This window comes from Simplicispira piscis, assembly GCF_054783455.1.
Genome location: NZ_BAAGQN010000023.1, coordinates 22,705 through 35,366 on the forward strand (window position 1 = coordinate 22,705; position 12,662 = coordinate 35,366).

At 61.1% G+C, this 12,662-nt stretch carries 17 protein-coding genes; 13 read left to right on the top strand and 4 right to left on the bottom strand.

Annotated features, from left to right (window positions below; genetic code table 11):
- Positions 1 to 50 precede the first annotated feature (50 nt).
- Positions 51 to 683 carry an outer membrane lipoprotein chaperone LolA gene (gene lolA / locus ACYVOC_RS16170; RefSeq protein WP_461162454.1) on the top strand — a complete coding sequence of 211 codons (633 nt, stop codon included), beginning with the start codon at positions 51 to 53 and terminating at the stop codon, positions 681 to 683.
- Between the two features lie 12 nt (positions 684 to 695).
- Here lolA and ACYVOC_RS16175 read toward each other — a convergent pair whose 3' ends face one another.
- Entirely contained in the window at positions 696 to 1,052 is a 357-nt protein-coding gene (locus ACYVOC_RS16175; RefSeq protein WP_461162455.1) for a DUF1304 domain-containing protein, read from the bottom strand.
- 73 nt (positions 1,053 to 1,125) lie between these two features.
- Entirely contained in the window at positions 1,126 to 1,713 is a 588-nt protein-coding gene (locus ACYVOC_RS16180) for a uracil-DNA glycosylase family protein (protein WP_461162456.1), read from the bottom strand.
- 115 nt (positions 1,714 to 1,828) lie between these two features.
- Here ACYVOC_RS16180 and ACYVOC_RS16185 point away from each other — a divergent pair, with 115 nt between their 5' ends.
- The 8 genes from ACYVOC_RS16185 to ACYVOC_RS16220 all read left to right on the top strand — a co-directional run bounded on the left by ACYVOC_RS16185 (position 1,829) and on the right by ACYVOC_RS16220 (position 9,247).
- Positions 1,829 to 3,139 (top strand): replication-associated recombination protein A, encoded by a 1,311-nt coding sequence (locus tag ACYVOC_RS16185; protein WP_461162457.1) that lies wholly within the window; start codon positions 1,829 to 1,831, stop codon positions 3,137 to 3,139.
- A gap of 256 nt (positions 3,140 to 3,395) precedes the next feature.
- Entirely contained in the window at positions 3,396 to 4,325 is a 930-nt protein-coding gene (locus ACYVOC_RS16190; protein WP_461162458.1) for a branched-chain amino acid ABC transporter permease, read from the top strand.
- 12 nt (positions 4,326 to 4,337) lie between these two features.
- The gene (locus tag ACYVOC_RS16195; protein WP_116003169.1) at positions 4,338 to 5,417 is read left to right on the top strand and encodes an ABC transporter permease subunit; all 1,080 of its coding nucleotides are present in this window, start codon (positions 4,338 to 4,340) and stop codon (positions 5,415 to 5,417) included.
- A gap of 22 nt (positions 5,418 to 5,439) precedes the next feature.
- The gene (locus ACYVOC_RS16200) at positions 5,440 to 6,222 is read left to right on the top strand and encodes an ABC transporter ATP-binding protein (RefSeq protein ID WP_116003170.1); all 783 of its coding nucleotides are present in this window, start codon (positions 5,440 to 5,442) and stop codon (positions 6,220 to 6,222) included.
- 2 nt (positions 6,223 to 6,224) lie between these two features.
- Positions 6,225 to 6,950 carry an ABC transporter ATP-binding protein gene (locus ACYVOC_RS16205; RefSeq protein ID WP_116003171.1) on the top strand — a complete coding sequence of 242 codons (726 nt, stop codon included), beginning with the start codon at positions 6,225 to 6,227 and terminating at the stop codon, positions 6,948 to 6,950.
- Between the two features lie 120 nt (positions 6,951 to 7,070).
- Positions 7,071 to 7,433, top strand: a complete 363-nt coding sequence (locus ACYVOC_RS16210) for a DMT family protein (RefSeq protein WP_116003172.1) — start codon at positions 7,071 to 7,073, stop codon at positions 7,431 to 7,433.
- A 133-nt stretch (positions 7,434 to 7,566) separates the two neighbouring features.
- Positions 7,567 to 8,214 (top strand): DUF47 domain-containing protein, encoded by a 648-nt coding sequence (locus tag ACYVOC_RS16215; protein WP_116003173.1) that lies wholly within the window; start codon positions 7,567 to 7,569, stop codon positions 8,212 to 8,214.
- Positions 8,215 to 8,236: 22 nt separating this feature from the next.
- Positions 8,237 to 9,247, top strand: coding sequence for an inorganic phosphate transporter (locus ACYVOC_RS16220; protein ID WP_116003174.1), 1,011 nt, complete (start codon positions 8,237 to 8,239; stop codon positions 9,245 to 9,247).
- 66 nt (positions 9,248 to 9,313) lie between these two features.
- Here ACYVOC_RS16220 and ACYVOC_RS16225 read toward each other — a convergent pair whose 3' ends face one another.
- The gene (locus ACYVOC_RS16225) at positions 9,314 to 9,760 is read right to left on the bottom strand and encodes a TM2 domain-containing protein (protein WP_116003175.1); all 447 of its coding nucleotides are present in this window, start codon (positions 9,758 to 9,760) and stop codon (positions 9,314 to 9,316) included.
- Positions 9,761 to 9,767: 7 nt separating this feature from the next.
- Positions 9,768 to 10,289, bottom strand: coding sequence for a GNAT family N-acetyltransferase (locus ACYVOC_RS16230; protein WP_461162459.1), 522 nt, complete (start codon positions 10,287 to 10,289; stop codon positions 9,768 to 9,770).
- A 152-nt stretch (positions 10,290 to 10,441) separates the two neighbouring features.
- On the opposite strand from ACYVOC_RS16230, the gene rpsP reads away from it, so the two are divergent.
- From rpsP to rplS, 4 genes are all read left to right on the top strand, one after another.
- Positions 10,442 to 10,693 (top strand): 30S ribosomal protein S16, encoded by a 252-nt coding sequence (gene rpsP, locus ACYVOC_RS16235; RefSeq protein ID WP_116003177.1) that lies wholly within the window; start codon positions 10,442 to 10,444, stop codon positions 10,691 to 10,693.
- Positions 10,694 to 10,778: 85 nt separating this feature from the next.
- A complete protein-coding gene (rimM, locus tag ACYVOC_RS16240) occupies positions 10,779 to 11,348 on the top strand; it encodes a ribosome maturation factor RimM (protein ID WP_116003178.1) in 570 nt (189 codons plus the stop codon).
- A 19-nt stretch (positions 11,349 to 11,367) separates the two neighbouring features.
- Entirely contained in the window at positions 11,368 to 12,126 is a 759-nt protein-coding gene (gene trmD, locus ACYVOC_RS16245) for a tRNA (guanosine(37)-N1)-methyltransferase TrmD (RefSeq protein WP_461162460.1), read from the top strand.
- A gap of 120 nt (positions 12,127 to 12,246) precedes the next feature.
- On the top strand, positions 12,247 to 12,648 hold the full coding sequence (gene rplS, locus ACYVOC_RS16250) for a 50S ribosomal protein L19 (RefSeq protein WP_116003180.1): 402 nt from the start codon (positions 12,247 to 12,249) through the stop codon (positions 12,646 to 12,648).
- Positions 12,649 to 12,662 lie beyond the last annotated feature (14 nt).

The following is a 12,662-nucleotide window of genomic DNA, read 5'->3' on the forward strand; positions in this document are numbered from 1 at the left end:
CGGCCATTGCGTGCGCTGCGGGTTGAGTACGGTGCGTTGAAGGAACTGCCATGAAGAAAACAATCATTACTTTTTTGATAGCTGCTAGCGCCCAGTGGGCAAGCGCTGACGGCCTAAAAAGCCTTGAGTCCTTCATGCAGGGCACGCAGGCCGCACGGGCCGACTTTTCCCAGGTGGTGACCACCCCGGGCAAGGATGGGCAGGCCGCACGCCAGAAAACCTCCAGTGGACATTTTGAGTTCCAGCGCCCGGGGCGGTTTCGTTTTGAGTACAAAAAACCGTTCGAGCAAACCATCGTGGCCGATGGCCAGACGCTGTGGTTCTACGACGTGGACCTGAACCAGGTGACCCAGCGGCCCCAGGCGCAGGCGCTGGGCAGCACGCCGGCAGCTTTGCTGGCTTCAGCCCCTGATCTGCGGGCCTTGCGTGCTGACTTTGCGCTCGAATCCGCGCCTGAACACGATGGCCTGCAGTGGGTGCAGGCCACGCCCAAGGCCCGGGATGGGCAGTTGCAGAGCGTGCGCGTGGGGTTGCGTGGCGATCAACTGGAGGTGCTGGAGATTCTCGATAGCTTTGGTCAGCGCTCGGTCATCCGCTTTGCCCGGCTGCAGGCCAATCCTTCGCTGTCTGCTGCCACCTTCCAGTTCAAACCACCGGCAGGGGTGGACGTGCTCAAGCAATAGCCGGGCGCCTGTTCAGGCCAGCCCCAGCAATGCCAGGCCGATGGTCGCTGGTATTGCCTGAATGAACAAAATCTTGCGGCTGGCCGTGGCTGCGCCAAAAACACCGGCCGCCAGCACGCACAGCAGAAAGAAGACTTTGACCTGCAGGCCGGCGTCGCCCAGCCACAGACCCCAGAACAGCCCTGCAGCCAGGAAGCCGTTGTACAGCCCCTGGTTGGCTCCGAGCACCCGCGTGGCCGTGGCCAGATCCTGTTTCATGCCAAAGGCGCGCAGGCCGGCGGGCTTGTCCCACAAAAACATCTCCAAAACCAGAATGTAGACGTGGAGCAACGCAATCAATGCAACGACGGTGTTGGCGGCAAGCAGCATGGCGGGGTATGGGGTGCAGGGATGGGCCCGTCAGCATAGCTGGAATGGGTAGAGCGCGCAGGGAGGCCCGTCGTCAGGCCAGCGCGCGGGCCACCTGTTCGCGCAGAACGGGCAACAGTTCGTCCTCAAACCACGGGTTGTGCCGCAGCCAGCCGTTGTTGCGCGGGCTGGGGTGGGGCAGCGCCAGCAGCACAGGGCTGCGGCTGCGCCATTGCCGCACTGTTTCGGTCAGCGTGCCGCGCTGCAGGGGTAGATGCCAAGCCAGCGCGTACTGGCCCAGAACCAGGGTGAGCCGCACATCAGGCAGGTGGTCGAGCAAGGGCTTGCGCCAGGCTGGGGCGCATTCGGGGCGCGGGGGAAGGTCGCCCGAGCGGCCCGTGCCGGGAAAGCAAAACCCCATGGGCAAAATAGCCACCTGGTGGGGGTCGTAAAACGTGGCGCTTGTGATGCCCATCCAGGCGCGCAGGCGCTCGCCGCTGGCGTCGTCAAACGGAATGCCCGAGGCATGCACCTTGCGCCCCGGCGCCTGGCTGGCGATGAGGATGCGTGCACCGGTGGCCGCCTGCAGCACCGGGCGGGGGCCCAGCGGCAGGTGCGCCGCGCAGAGTTGGCAGGCGCGTACACGCACCAACAAGGCGTCGAGGGATTCTGCGGCGGGCATTCAGGCGATGCAGGCGTTTTCGCCGCAGGGGTGGGAACTGCTGATTGGCGCCATATGAGCGGCCATGGAATACCTCCGTGGGTGTTTATTGTGGTCCTATTGCCCGCTACCATCCATGGCAACCGTGAAACACCCTGCCGCACCCCACCAACCCCTGGCCGAGCGCCTGCGCCCGCGCCAGCTCTCTGAAGTCATTGGCCAGCAGCATGTGCTGGGGCCGGGCATGCCACTGCGCCTCGCGTTTGAGTCGGGTCGGCCACACAGTTGCATTTTGTGGGGGCCGCCGGGCGTGGGCAAGACCACCATTGCGCGCCTCATGGCCGATGCCTTTGATGCGCAGTTCATCAGCATCAGCGCCGTGCTGGGTGGGGTGAAGGATATCCGCGAGGCCGTGCAACTGGCCGAAACCGCGCGTGATGGGCTGGTGCAGCAGCGCACCCTGGTGTTTGTGGACGAGGTGCACCGCTTCAACAAGAGCCAGCAGGATGCCTTTTTGCCGCATGTGGAGAGCGGGCTGTTTACTTTTATCGGCGCCACGACCGAGAACCCGTCGTTCGAGGTCAACTCGGCGCTGCTCTCGCGCGCAGCGGTGTACGTGCTGCAACCGCTCTCTACCGAGGATTTGAAGCAAATTGTGGCTCTAGCGCAGGCGCAGCAAGCGCTGCCAGCTATCGAAAATGATGCGATAGAGCGCCTGGTGGCCTATGCCGATGGCGATGCCAGGCGCCTGCTCAACACCCTGGAAACTTTGGGCATGGCGGCCCAGCAGGAGCAACTGGCGGAGATCACCGATGCCTGGGTGCTCAAGGTGCTGGGCGAGCGCATGCGACGCTATGACAAGGGCGGCGAGCAGTTCTACGACACGATCAGCGCGCTGCACAAGTCGGTGCGCGGTTCTGACCCTGATGCGGCGCTGTACTGGCTGGTACGTATGCTCGATGGTGGAGCCGATCCACGCTACATGGCGCGCCGCTTGGTGCGCATGGCCTCTGAAGATGTGGGCTTGGCCGACCCGCGCGCGCTGCGCCTGGCGCTCGATTGCGCCGAGGTGTACGAGCGCCTGGGCAGCCCCGAGGGCGAACTGGCGTTGGCCGAATGCGTGGTTTACCTTGCAGTCGCACCTAAATCCAATGCGGTCTACAAGGCCTACAACGCGGCGCGTGCTTTTGTAAAGCAAGACGGTACGCGCCCTGTGCCTCTGCACCTGCGCAACGCGCCGACCAAGCTCATGAAAGAGCTGGACTATGGCAAAGGCTACCGGTATGCGCATGACGAACCCGGTGGGTTTGCTGCGGGCGAAAGTTATTGGCCCGAAGGCATGCAAAACCCCGGCTTTTACCTGCCCGTGCCGCGCGGCCTGGAAATTCGTATCGGCGAAAAGTTGCAGGAACTGCGCGCGCGCAACAGGGCAGCGCCGCCTGATTGATAAGTCCGCACATCAATAAGACTGTCTCCATAATCAATTCTTATGCACCGGGAACCTGCCTGATGGGGCAAAAACCCAAGGGAAAACCCCCCCGAACGTGCAATGGTGAACGGTATGCAAGTGGCTACAATTCCGTCCTCAAACCCGCATGGCTGCTTTACCGGCGGGTTTTTTGCTAGATGGCAGGCGGGCTCAAAAGGCTGTACCGATCCAGGTGCCTCCAGTGTGGACCCGTCACAAACGAAGGACTTTTCTTATGGAAATCTTGCTGCAGCAGATCATCAACGGTCTGGTTCTCGGCAGCATGTACGCTTTGATAGCCTTGGGCTATACGATGGTGTACGGCATTATTCAACTGATCAATTTCGCCCATGGCGAAGTGCTCATGATCGGTGCATTGACCAGTTGGAGCTGCATCGGAATGATGCAGGCAGCCATGCCTGGTGCGCCGGGCTGGGTCATTCTGCTGTTGGCGACCCTCATCGCCTGTGTGGTGGCGGCAACGCTCAATTTTGTGATTGAGAAGGTGGCTTACCGGCCGCTGCGCAACAGTCCTCGCCTGGCGCCCCTGATCACGGCCATCGGCATGTCGATACTGCTGCAGACGCTGGCCATGATCATCTGGAAGCCCAACTACAAGCCCTATCCCACGCTGCTGCCGAGTTCGCCCTTCGAGATTGGTGGCGCTTACATCACGCCCACGCAGATCCTGATTCTGGGTGTGACGGCCGTGTCCCTGGCACTGCTGATGTACCTGGTGAACCACACCAACCTGGGCCGCGCCATGCGTGCCACGGCAGAGAACCCGCGTGTGGCCTCGCTCATGGGCGTCAAGCCCGATATGGTTATTTCGGCCACCTTCATCATTGGCGCCATCCTGGCGGCCATTGCCGGCATCATGTATGCGTCCAACTACGGCACGGCGCAGCACACCATGGGCTTCCTGCCGGGTCTCAAGGCATTTACCGCAGCCGTGTTTGGCGGCATTGGCAACCTGGCAGGCGCTGTGGTGGGAGGCATCCTGCTCGGGCTGATCGAGGCGATCGGTTCGGGCTATATCGGCACGCTGACAGGCGGATTGCTGGGCAGCCACTACACCGACATCTTTGCATTCATCGTGCTCATCATCATCCTCACGCTGCGCCCCTCGGGCCTGCTGGGTGAACGAGTGGCCGACCGTGCCTGAGGACCGATTGCCATGACAAACAAAAAAACCATCAACTGGGTCTTGGGCGGCATTGCCCTGCTGGTCCTCCCGCTCATTCTTCAGTCCTTCGGCAACGCCTGGGTGCGTATTGCCGACCTGGCCCTGTTGTATGTGCTGTTGGCCCTGGGCCTCAATATTGTGGTGGGCTACGCTGGCCTGCTCGACCTGGGCTACGTGGCCTTCTATGCGGTGGGCGCCTATATGTTCGCCCTGCTGGCGTCGCCCCACCTGGCAGAAAATTTTGCGTATGTTGCTGCAATGTTTCCCGATGGGCTGCATATCTCGCTGTGGCTGGTGATACCGCTGGCGCTGATCATCGCGGCGTGCACCGGGGTGCTGCTGGGTATTCCTGTGCTCAAGTTGCGCGGCGACTACCTGGCCATCGTGACGCTGGGTTTCGGTGAAATCATCCGCATCTTCCTGAACAACCTCGACCACCCCGTCAACCTGACCAACGGTCCCAAGGGCATTGGGCAGATCGATTCGGTCAAGCTGTTTGGTATCAATTTCGGTAAAACACTCGAAGTATTCGGTTATGACCTCAACTCGGTCACGCTGTACTACTACCTGTTCCTGGCGCTGGTGCTGATCACCATTGTGATTTGCTACCGCCTGCAGGATTCGCGCATCGGCCGCGCCTGGATGGCCATCCGTGAAGACGAAATTGCCGCCAAGGCCATGGGTATCAATACGCGCAACATGAAGCTGCTTGCCTTTGGTATGGGCGCCTCATTCGGGGGCGTCTCGGGTGCCATGTTCGGCGCCTTCCAGGGCTTTGTGTCTCCTGAATCGTTCAGCCTGATGGAGTCGGTGATGATTGTCTCCATGGTGGTGCTCGGTGGTATCGGCCACATTCCTGGCGTGATTCTGGGTGCCGTGCTGCTGTCTGCGCTGCCTGAGGTGCTGCGCTATGTGGCCGGCCCGCTGCAGGCCATGACCGATGGACGTCTGGACGCAGCTATCCTGCGCCAGTTGCTCATCGCCCTGGCCATGATCATCGTCATGCTGCTGCGCCCCCGTGGCCTGTGGCCCGCGCCTGACCACGGCAAGAGCCTGACGCAGAAGACCTGAACACACCGCAGAAAGACAGAACATGGCAGAGAAATCCAAAGATGTGGTGCTGAAGGTTGCAGGCATTTCCAAACGCTTCGGCGGCTTGCAGGCCCTCTCCGATGTGGGCATCACCATTGAACGTGGTCAGGTCTATGGCCTGATCGGGCCCAACGGCGCTGGCAAGACCACGTTTTTCAACGTGATCACCGGCCTCTACACCCCCGATAGCGGCACTTTTGAACTGGCCGGCAAGCCCTACGAACCCACGGCTGTGCACGAGGTGGCCAAGGCCGGCATCGCACGCACCTTCCAGAATATTCGACTGTTCGCTGAAATGACGGCGCTGGAGAATGTGATGGTAGGACGGCACATCCGCACCAAGTCCGGCCTGCTGGGCGCCATACTGCGCACCAAGGGCTTCAAGGCGGAGGAAGCCGCCATTGCCAAGCGTGCGCAAGAGTTGCTCGATTACGTGGGCATTGGCGGTTTTGCCGACTACAAGGCGCGCACCCTGAGCTACGGTGACCAGCGTCGCCTGGAAATCGCCCGTGCCCTGGCCACCGACCCGCAACTCATTGCTCTGGATGAGCCGGCTGCCGGCATGAACGCCACCGAAAAGGTGATGCTGCGCGAATTGATCGACCGTATTCGCAACGACAACCGCACCATCTTGCTCATCGAGCACGACGTGAAGCTGGTGATGGGCCTGTGCGACCGCGTTACGGTGCTCGACTACGGCAAACAGATCGCCGAGGGCACGCCGGCGACGGTGCAGAAGAACGAAAAAGTGATTGAGGCCTATCTGGGCACCGGAGGACATTGAGCATGGCCGAAAAATCGAATGTATTGCTGAAGGTCAAGGGGCTGAAGGTGTCCTATGGCGGCATCCAGGCCGTCAAGGGCGTGGATTTCGAGGTGCGCGAAGGCGAACTGGTATCCCTCATCGGCTCCAACGGTGCCGGCAAGACCACCACCATGAAGGCCATTACAGGCACGCAGCCCATGGGCGATGGCAGCATCGAGTACCTGGGCGAGAGCATCAAGGGCAAGGGCGCCTGGGATCTGGTGAAAAAAGGCCTGGTGATGGTGCCCGAGGGCCGTGGCGTGTTCGCCCGCATGACTATCACCGAAAACCTGCAGATGGGCGCCTACATCCGCAAGGACAAGGCGGGCATCCTGGCCGACATCGAGAAGATGTTCACCATCTTCCCGCGCCTGCGCGAGCGCAAGGACCAGCTCGCGGGCACCATGTCGGGCGGCGAACAGCAGATGCTGGCCATGGGCCGTGCGCTGATGAGCCAGCCCAAGCTGCTGCTGCTGGACGAGCCCTCCATGGGCCTGTCGCCCATCATGGTGGACAAGATCTTCGAGGTGGTGCGCGATGTCTACGCCCTGGGCGTGACCATTCTCCTTGTCGAGCAAAACGCCAGCCGGGCCTTGGCCATTGCCGACCGTGGCTACGTGATGGAGTCTGGCATCATCACGATGACCGGCCCCGGCCAGGAACTGCTGAGCGACCCGAAGGTGCGTGCTGCCTACCTGGGCGAATAAGCACTGCAATGCCTGCGGAGGTCTCCGCAGGGCCCCAAAGACACCGGCCTCACAAGGCGGTGTCTTTTTTGCACTGGGCCGTCTGGTTTTTTGATGAATACGTAGTGAGGTAGCGATGCGATGAATACCCTGCTATCCCTGTCCGTGCCCGTACAAACGGTGCTGTTGCTGGTCGCCAGCAATGTCTTCATGACTTTTGCATGGTACGGGCACCTGAAAAATCTGGCGACATCGCCCTGGTACGTGGCGGCACTGGCCAGCTGGGGGATTGCGCTGTTTGAGTATCTTTTGCAGGTCCCGGCGAACCGCATTGGTTTTACGCAGTTTGATGTGGGGCAGCTCAAGATCATTCAGGAAGTCATCACGCTGTCCGTCTTCGTGCCTTTTGCCGTTTTCTACCTGGGACAACCGCTCAAGTGGGATTACCTTTGGGCGGGGTTGTGCATGGTCGGCGCGGTGTATTTCATTTTCAGGGGCGCCTGATACCGGCAAGCTTTCAACGTCAGCCTTGTGGCGGGTACCGCCGAAAACGTGCGGTTAAACTTCCGCTATCTACGAAACGGTCACAGTTTCGTTACATCTTTATCCATTTTCGATTCCACCCCCGGGAGCCCCTATGCTGTTTGGCAAGCTTTTGCCGCGCGAAGGCAATTTTTTCGAGATGTTCAACCAGCATGCAGATCGCATCGTTGAAGCTGCACATGCTTTTTCGCAACTGGTGGCGAACTACAACGATCCCCATCTGCGCGAGAAGTATGCCCAGGACGTGGACAACGCCGAACGTTCTGCAGACCGCGTGACGCACGACATCAACAAGGCGGTGCACAAGACCTTCATCACGCCGATTGACCGCGAGCAGATCCACTCGCTCATCAACACCATGGACGATGTCGCCGACCTGATCCAGGATTCGGCCGAGACGATGAGCCTGTACGACATCCGTCACATGACGGACGAGATCTCGCGGCTGACGGATCTGAGCGTCAAGTGCTGCGAGCGTGTACGCGATGCCGTCAAGCTGCTCAACAAGCTGGCCGACCCGGCCACGGCGGAGGCGGCCCTCAAAACCTGCGAAGAGATCGACAGGCTTGAAAGCGATGCCGACCGGGTGCTGCGCAGTGCCATGAGCAAGTTGTTTCGTGAAGAGCCGGATGTGCGGGAGCTGATCAAGCTCAAGGCGATCTACGAGCTGCTGGAAACCATCACAGACAAGTGTGAGGATGTGGCCAATCTGATCGAGGGCATTGTCCTCGAGAACTCCTGACCTGTCCGGAAGCGATCCTTCCATGGAAACCGTACAAATCGGCCTGTGGGTCGTGGTGATGCTGGTAGTGCTGGCGGTCCTGTTCGACTTCATGAACGGGTTTCATGATGCTGCCAACTCGATTGCCACGGTGGTCTCCACCGGCGTGCTGCGCCCCGGGCAGGCAGTGGTGTTTGCCGCCTTTTTCAATTTCGTCGCCATTTTCATTTTTCACCTCAGCGTGGCTGCCACCATTGGCAAAGGCATCGTGCAGCCCAGTGTGGTGGACACCCACGTCGTGTTTGGTGCGCTGGTCGGCGCCATCTGCTGGAACCTGATCACCTGGTACTACGGCATCCCCAGCAGCTCGTCGCACGCGCTGATTGGTGGCATCGTGGGGGCCGTGATCGCCAAGGCAGGAGCGGGTGCTCTGGTGTCCGCGGGTATTTTGAAAACGGTGGCTTTCATCTTTATCTCGCCGTTGCTGGGTTTCCTGCTGGGCTCGCTCATGATGGTGGCTGTCGCGTGGATTTTTCGCCGGGCACGCCCCAGTGGGGTGGATAAGTGGTTCCGGCGCTTGCAGCTGATATCAGCCGGGGCGTACAGCCTGGGGCATGGCGGGAATGACGCGCAAAAGACCATCGGTATCATCTGGCTGCTGCTGATTGCCACGGGTTACGCTTCGGCCTCCGACGCGTCACCGCCGCTGTGGAGCATCGTGATCTGCTATGCAGCGATTGGCCTGGGCACGATGTTTGGCGGCTGGCGCATCGTCAAGACCATGGGCCAGAAAATCACCAAGCTCAAACCCGTCGGCGGTTTTTGCGCAGAGACGGGTGGCGCCATGACCTTGTTTCTGGCCACCATGCTGGGCATTCCGGTGTCCACCACACACACCATTACCGGGGCCATCGTCGGCGTGGGTTCCACGCAGCGCGCCAGTGCTGTGCGCTGGGGTGTGGCAGGCAATATTGTCTGGGCCTGGATTTTGACGATTCCGGCCAGCGCCTTCGTGGCCGCTATCGCCTACTGGATCAGTCTGCAGATGTTCTGATTTTTATGCTATCGAATAAATAGCTGCTGACGCTTGTTGTACAAGCCTCAGCAGCTATTTTGCTTATTACTGGGAGATCTTGCGCGCTTCCTCGATCTGGTATTCAAAGTAGCGCTGAAAGCTGAAGGCCAGGCTGGCCATGAGCACGGCGGTGCCAATCATCAGGGACACCACGATGGCGCCAATGGTGAGCCAGTGGGTTTGGCCCGGCGCGGCGTCGGCGGGTGCCGTGGGGTTAAAGCGCGCGTTCCATCGCTCCGGGGTGGTCAATCCATACAGAATCGCGCGCAGCGCACACCCGGCGATGGTAAAACCCAGCAACGGGATAAGTACCCAACTCCAGTGATCGTCCAGCCCCATTTGCTGCACGCGCTCAATGCCATACAGCCCCAGCGCCGTGGGAATCGGCAGCATCCAGCCCAGCAAATCGCCCATGCCGTACAGGTAGAAGCGGTGCAGGCCCAGTGGCCCGCCAAAAAAGGTGAGCCAAGCAGCGATGGTCTTGTTTTTCATCCCTGCATTATTCGGGGGAAGTGGCGTTGCCGGAGCCCAGGGGTCTTTGCATGAGCACGATGTCGCGCCAAGCGCCATGTTTCCAGCCCACGGCGCGCATCACCCCCACCTCGGAAAAACCCAATGCACGGTGCAGGGCGATGGAGCCTTCATTGGCGGAATCGCCGATGACCGCCATGAGCTGGCGTACGCCGGCCGCCTCGGCATGGGCTGCCAGTGCGGTGAGCAGGGCACGGCCCATGCCCATGCCCCGTGCGTTGTCAGCCACATAGACCGAGTCTTCGGCTGAAAAACGGTAGGCGGGCCGGGGTTTGAACCAGTTGGCGTAGGCAAAGCCCAGAACCTGCCCGTCCTGCTCGGCTACCAGCCAGGGCAGGCCGCGGGCCAGTACCTCGGCACGGCGGGCCGCCATGTCGGCGGCGCTGGGCGGATCGATCTCGAAAGTGCCCGTACCATGCAATACATGGTGGGCGTAGATGGCGGTGATGGCAGCGAGATCGCCGTCATGGCTGGGTCGAATCAGTGGCATAAATTCAAGAACCGTTTCTCAGGAGCAAACAAAGATATAATCGGCGGCTTTGCAGCGTGTCGCTGACCGGGTGGTCATGTCGCGTGTCTCAAACGTTGCGAATTTCTGTGGCCTGTGCGCTGTGCGCCGGCCCACCACCCGAAGGATAAATCATGGTCGTCATTCGACTCTCTCGCGGCGGCTCCAAGGGCCGTCCTTTCTTCAACATCGTCGTTGCTGACAAGCGCGTACGCCGTGATGGCCGCTTTATCGAGCGCCTGGGTTTCTACAACCCCACGGCCAAGGAAACCGAAGAAGGCCTGCGCATTGCGCAAGACCGTCTGGCCTACTGGGTGGGCGTGGGTGCACAGTCGTCCCCTACGGTGGATCGTCTGATCAAGCAAGCGGCCAAGAAGGCTGCCTGAGGCTCTTGTAGCTTCCACAAGGGCGGGTTGCGTCGGTCCATGGCTGGCGGAACCCGCCTTTTTCATTTCTTCGCAGGCCTATACCATGACTCTCGCACTGAATCTGGAGCCCGCCGAGCTGCCCCTGGATGCCGTCGAGGTCGGGCGAATCGCCGATGCCTGGGGTGTCAAGGGCTGGTTCAAGGTGCTGTCGCACAACACTGATCCGCAAGCCTTGCTGGCGGCCCGTAGCTGGTTTTTGCAGCCCAGCGAGCGGGGCGCTCGCACGTTCAGCGGAACGGCCCGGCTGGCCATCCGGCAGTCGCGCACGCATTCTGATTCCGTCGTGGCCTGGGCGCAGGGCGTGGACGACCGCAATACCGCTGAACTGTTGCGCGGCGCACGCATTTTTGTGCCCCGTGCAGATTTTCCCCAGACCCAGAGCGATGAGTATTACTGGGTCGATCTGATCGGCCTGGATGTGGTCAACCGTGAAGGTGTTGCCCTGGGGCAGGTGCGTGAGCTGCTGTCTACCGGCCCCCAGACAGTGCTGGTGATCGTCTATGAACAGGACGGCAAGCCGCAAGAGCGCATGGTACCGTTCGTGTCGGCCTATGTCGACAAGGTCGAACTGCCGGAGCGCCGCATCACGGTGGACTGGCAACCCGACTACTAAGCCGCCAGGCCTGCGCAGCATGCGCTTTGACGTCATTACCCTTTTCCCCGAGCTGTTTGGCCCGTTCCTGGCCAGCGGCGTGACGCGCCGCGCGTATGGCACGGGCCTGGTCGATGTGCGGCTGTGGAACCCGCGTGATTACGCGCAGGGCAACTACCGCCGCGTGGACGACCGCCCGTTCGGTGGCGGCCCGGGCATGGTGATGATGGCGCCGCCCTTGTTGCGCTGTCTGGACGCCGTGCGTGCAGACCGCCGGGACGCTGCGGGCCACGAGGCGCCCGTGGTTCTTTTTTCTCCGATGGGCAAGCCTCTGAACCATGGTGCCGTAGAGCGCTGGTCGGCCAGCCAGGGCGCTGTGCTGCTGTGCGGCCGCTATGAGGGTATTGACCAGCGATTCATCGATAGCCATGTCGACGTACAGATCAGCCTGGGCGATTTTGTGCTCTCGGGCGGCGAAATTGCTGCGCTGGCTTTGCTCGATGCGGTGGCGCGGCTGCAGCCGGGGGTGCTGCACGACGAAGGCAGCCACCAGTTCGACAGTTTCAATCCAGCGCTCGATGGCCTGCTGGACTGCCCGCATTACACCCGCCCTGAAGAATGGGAAGGGCAGGCGGTGCCTGCCGAACTGATGTCGGGCCACCACGCGAACATCGAACACTGGCGCCGTGCGCAGCGCCTTGCCATGACGCTGCGCCATCGCCCGGAACTGATTGATGCAGCGCGTGCGGCGGGGCGGCTGAGCCGACTGGACGAGCAGGTTCTGGACGGTCTGCGCTGAGAAGCTATAATCAAAGGCTTTTCGATCCTCTGCCCGGCCGCTTCGCACACCTGATGCGGGGCCCAAACGTCAATCCCGACGCTGCCAATCTTGGCGCGGACATGATCGCGAGATGTAAACATGAACCTGATCCAGACCCTCGAGGCGGAAGAAATTGCCCGCCTCGGCAAGACCATCCCTGAATTTGCACCCGGCGACACGGTCATCGTGAGCGTGAACGTGGTCGAAGGCACCCGCAAGCGCCTGCAGGCCTACGAAGGTGTCGTGATCGCCAAGCGCAATCGCGGTATCAACAGTGGCTTCACCGTGCGCAAGATCTCCAGCGGCGAAGGTGTTGAGCGTACGTTCCAGACCTACAGCCCGCTGATCGCCAAGATCGAAGTCAAGCGCCGTGGTGATGTGCGCCGTGCCAAGTTGTACTACCTGCGCCAGCGCAGCGGCAAGTCGGCGCGTATCAAAGAAAAGCTGCCCCAGCGCGTCAACAAGACGGCGGCTGTTGCTGCTGCGGCGACCGCAGCGTAAAGCATTGCTTGACT